At 71.5% G+C, this 4,448-nt stretch carries 4 protein-coding genes; 1 reads left to right on the plus strand and 3 read right to left on the minus strand.

What is annotated here, in order from left to right:
- A partial coding sequence (locus tag H5J29_RS22180) for a PD-(D/E)XK nuclease family protein (protein ID WP_181782971.1) occupies window positions 1–442 on the plus strand: 442 nt, incomplete at its 5' end.
- 78 nt (window positions 443–520) lie between these two features.
- On the opposite strand, the gene H5J29_RS22185 is transcribed toward H5J29_RS22180, so the two are convergent.
- From H5J29_RS22185 to H5J29_RS22195, 3 genes are all read right to left on the minus strand, one after another.
- Window positions 521–2,167: a monocarboxylic acid transporter gene (locus tag H5J29_RS22185; protein ID WP_181782972.1), complete on the minus strand. Its 1,647-nt coding sequence runs from the start codon at window positions 2,165–2,167 to the stop codon at window positions 521–523.
- Window positions 2,164–2,556: a DUF485 domain-containing protein gene (locus H5J29_RS22190; RefSeq protein WP_181782973.1), complete on the minus strand. Its 393-nt coding sequence runs from the start codon at window positions 2,554–2,556 to the stop codon at window positions 2,164–2,166. The genes H5J29_RS22185 and H5J29_RS22190 overlap by 4 nt, the downstream gene beginning before the upstream one ends.
- A 91-nt stretch (window positions 2,557–2,647) precedes the next feature.
- Entirely contained in the window at window positions 2,648–4,303 is a 1,656-nt protein-coding gene (locus H5J29_RS22195; protein WP_312858359.1) for a sodium/solute symporter, read from the minus strand.
- Window positions 4,304–4,448: the final 145 nt, after the last annotated feature.

Genomic DNA, 4,448 nt, shown 5'->3' on the forward strand with positions numbered 1-4,448 from the left:
GTTCGGCGCGGAGAAGCTGCTCGACGTGGACGAGCTCCCCGGCGCCGCCGACGCGGAGTCCGACGCGGGGGACGCGGCGCTGACCGAGCTGCAGGAGGCGTTCCTGGCGAGCGAGTGGGCGGACCGGGTGCCGGTCGAGGCCGAGGTGGCCTTCGAGACCGTGCTCGCCGGCGTGGCCGTGCGGGGCCGGATGGACGCGGTGTTCGCCGACGCGGACGGCGGGTTCACCGTCGTCGACTGGAAGACCGGTGCGGTGCCGGACGAGGCCCGGCAGCACGCCGTCGGGGTGCAGCTGGCGATGTACCGGTTGGCGTGGGCGGCCCTGGCGGGCGTCGAGCCGGAGCGGGTCCGAGCGGCCTTCCACTACGTCCGCGAGAACACCACCCTGCGCCCCACGGACCTGATGACGGTGGAGGCCCTGGAGGCACTCCTCCGCCCCTGACCGCCACCCCCGCACCGCATTATGGAGCCACAACTGTCGTTCCGAGGGCCTCGGACGACAGTTGTGGCTCCATAATGCTCAGTGGGCGACGGCCTTCTCGGCGCCGGCCCCCGTCAGGGAGCGCACCTCCATCTCGGCGGCCCGCTTCAGGTCGGACCGCTCCTTCGACAGGATCGTGCCGAGGTAGCCGAGCAGGAAGGACAGCGGGATCGAGACGAGACCCGGGTTGTCCAGCGGGAACCAGTGGAAGTCCACGCCCTGCAACATCGACGCGCTCTTCCCCGTCGCCGGGTTGACCGGCTTCCCGGAGACGACCGGCGAGAAGATGATCAATACCAGGGTGATGGCCAGGCCGCCGTAGATGCTCCACAGCGCGCCCTGGGTGTTGAACCGCTTCCAGAACAGCGAGTAGAGGATCGTCGGCAGGTTCGCCGACGCGGCGACGGCGAAGGCGAGCGCCACGAGGAAGGCGATGTTCTGGCCGTTGGCCAGGATGCCGCCCAGGATCGCGACGATGCCGATCACGACGGCCGTCCGCCGGGCCACCTTGACCTCGGTCTCCGACTCGTCCTGGACCTTCCCGTGCTTGATCACGTTGATGTAGATGTCGTGGGCGAAGGAGGCCGACGCCGTGATCGTCAGCCCGGCGACGACGGCGAGGATCGTCGCGAACGCCACCGCGGCGATGATGCCGAGCAGGAGCGTGCCGCCGAGCTCGTAGGCCAGCAGCGGGGCCGCGGAGTTCGCCGCACCCGGCGCCGCACGGATCGCCTCCGGCCCGACGAGCGCACCCGCGCCGTAGCCGAGGACCAGCGTGAACAGGTAGAACAACCCGATCAGCCAGATCGCCCAGACCACGGACTTGCGGGCCTCCTTGGCCGTCGGGACCGTGTAGAAGCGCATCAGGATGTGCGGCAGGCCCGCGGTGCCGAGCACCAGCGCCAGGCCCAGGGACACGAAGTCCAGCCTGGTCAGGCCGCTCGCGCCGTACTGGGCGCCCGGGGCGAGCAGCTTGGAGCCCGCCTCCCCGGCCCGCGCGACGGCGTCGTTCATCAGCGACGACAGGTTGAAGCCGTACAGGGCGAGTACCCAGATCGTCATGATCCCGGCGCCCGCGATGAGCAGGACGGCCTTGATGATCTGCACCCAGGTCGTGCCGCGCATGCCGCCGATCAGCACGTACGCGATCATGACCGCCCCGACGACGGCGATGACGATGCTCTGTCCCACCGTGCTGCGGATGTCCAGCAGCAGCGCGACGAGCCCGCCCGCACCGGCCATCTGCGCGAGCAGGTAGAAGAACGACACCGCGAGCGTCGACGTGGCCGCGGCGGCCCGGACCGGACGCTGCCGCATCCGGAAGGCGAGGACGTCGCCCATCGTGAACTTGCCGGTGTTGCGCATCAGCTCCGCGACCAGCAGCAACGCCACGAGCCAGGCCACGAGGAAGCCGATGGAGTAGAGGAAGCCGTCGTAGCCGTAGAGCGCGATGGCGCCGGCGATGCCGAGGAACGATGCGGCGGACAGGTAGTCGCCGGAGATCGCGATGCCGTTCTGGGCGCCGGAGAACCCGCCGCCCGCGGTGTAGAAGTCCGAGGCGCTCGACGCGGCCTTCCGCCGGCTCACGTAGATCACCACGCCGAGCGTGATGACCACGAAGATGCCGAAGATCGCGATGTTGAGGATCGGGTTGGAGCCCTCGATCGAGCTCTGCGCGAGCGTCACAGCCTGCCCCTCTCGATCTCTTCACGGATGGCGGTGGCGTGCGGGTCGAACTTCTTGTCGGCCCACCTCACGTACCAGGTGGTGATCGCGAAGGTGGACACGAACTGCAGCAGGCCCAGGATCAGCCCGAGGTTGATGGCGCCCCAGACCGGGATCGCCATGAACGAGGGCGCGTAGCTGGCCAGCAGGACGTAGAGCAGGTACCAGAGCAGGAAGCCTGCGGCGACGGGGAAGACGAAGCGGCGCAATCTACTGCGCAACGCCTGGAACTCCGGGCTGGCCTGGACCGTTTCCCAGTCGGGCTCCGCGGTCCGCCCTTCCGGGGGTGGGGTCTCGGTGCTCACTGTGCCTCCTCGCACGTGGCCGATCACGGTCAGCGCACAGGACATCCGGCCCACCGCCCGCGCGGAAGTAATGCACGACACACCGCAAGCTCCGCCGACGAGCGGTTGACGAACGGTCGGAAACCGGGACGAGCGGTTAGGCCTCGTCGAGGTGCAAGCGGAGCATCGCGGCGTCGGAACCGGGGGCCGGGCGGCCGCGCAGGGACACGAGCACCATCGTGAGGAACGCGAGCGGGACCGAGAACAGCGCAGGCTGCCCGAGCAGCAGTGCGGTCAACCCGGGCTCGGGCCGGAGCACCAGGCCCGTCGCCATCACCCCCGCCGACGAGGCCAGCCCCACGACCATCCCCGCGAACGCGCCTCGCGCCGTGAGCCCCCGCCACCAGATCCCGAGCACCAGCAGCGGGCAGAAGGTGGAGGCCGCGACGGCGAACGCCGAGGTCACGACGGCTCCCACGTCGATCCGCACCGCGGGCAGCGCGCACAGCACGATGACGCCCGCCGCGAGCAGCGCGGTCAGCCGCAGCCTGCGCAGCGAGCCGGGCAGCAGGTCGTGGGCGAGGGCGCCGGCGAGCGCGAGCAGCAACCCGAGCGAGGTGGCGAGGAACGCGGCGAAGGCGCCCGCGGTGAGCAGCGCGGTGAACACGTCGCCGGTGGTCCCTCCGTCCACTCTGGACGGCAACGCGACGACGGCGGTGTCCGTCGCCCCGGACAGGTACAGCTCGGGCAGCAGGACCCCGGCGAGCAGGCCGTAGACCACGGTGAAGACGTAGAACGAGCCCAGCAGCCCGACGGTGATCGCCGCGGTCCGGCGGGCCGAGCGGCCGTCCGGGCTGGTGTGGAAGCGGACGATGACGTGCGGCAGCCCCATGGTGCCCAGGGCCGTGGCGACCAGGATCGACCAGGTGGCCAGCAGGGGATGGCCGTTGCCCGCGTCGAGCAGGGGGTGCTGCCAGGTGTCGCTGCCGGGCAGCGCGGCGCCCGCGATCTCCGGGACGGCGGCGCCCTCCGGGAAGACCCAGGTCGCCTCGCCGGGCGCCACGTGCTCACCCGGGTCGAGGCGGGTCGGCACGCCCGCGGCGAGCACGGTGACCGGCTCGCGCACCTGCAGCCGGGTGTCGAGCCGGAAGGTGACCTCGGTGGGGCGCGGGAAGGTCGTGAACTCGACCGGGCGGAGCGCCTCGGCGCGGGTCTCGGGGCCGACGGCGACGAGCAGCCAGACCGCCGGGACGATGAACAGCACGAGCTTGAGCACGAACTGGAAGGCCTGCACGTAGGTTGCCGCCCGCATGCCGCCGAGCGCCAGGGTGATGCTCACCGCGGCCCCCGCCACCACGATCCCGACCCAGTACGGCGTGCCGCTGACCAGCGTCAGCACCTGCCCCGCGGCGGTGAACTGGGGGACCAGGTACAGCCCGGCGATCACCAGCACGACGACGGCGGAGAACCTCCGTAGCCGCGGCGAGCCGAGCCGGGCCTCGGCGAAGTCCGGGACCGTGAGCGCGCCGGTCCGGCGCATCGGGGCCGCGACGAGGACGAGCATCAGCAGGTAGCCCGCGGTGAAGCCGACCGGGTACCAGAGCGCGCCGACCCCGTTCTTCACCACGAGCCCGGCGATCCCCAGGAAGGACGCCGCGGACAGGTACTCCCCGGACACCGCCGCCGCGTTGAGCGTGGGGGAGACCCGGCGGGAGGCCACGAGGAAGTCCGACGTGGAGCGCATCGCGGCGACCCCGCGGGCCCCGATCAGCAGGGTCGCGAGGACGACCGGGATGACCGCGAGCCCGATCACCGGTCGCGGCGTTCAGCGCGCTCGGCGCGCCGGAGCTGGAGGTGGGCGAGCACGGCGAGCACGGGGTAGGGCAGCACGGCGACCGCGATCCAGGTGACCGGCATGTCGCCGAGCCGGATCTCGCGGGGGAGCAGGTCCAGCAGCA

The sequence above is a fragment of the Pseudonocardia pini genome, assembly GCF_013870575.1.
Lineage (GTDB): Bacteria > Actinomycetota > Actinomycetes > Mycobacteriales > Pseudonocardiaceae > Pseudonocardia > Pseudonocardia pini.

Coding starts and splice junctions, on each gene's coding strand:
- H5J29_RS22190 (WP_181782973.1), bottom strand. CDS start 2,556: ATGTCCTGTGCGCTGACCGTGATCGGCCACGTGCGAGGAGGCACAGTG.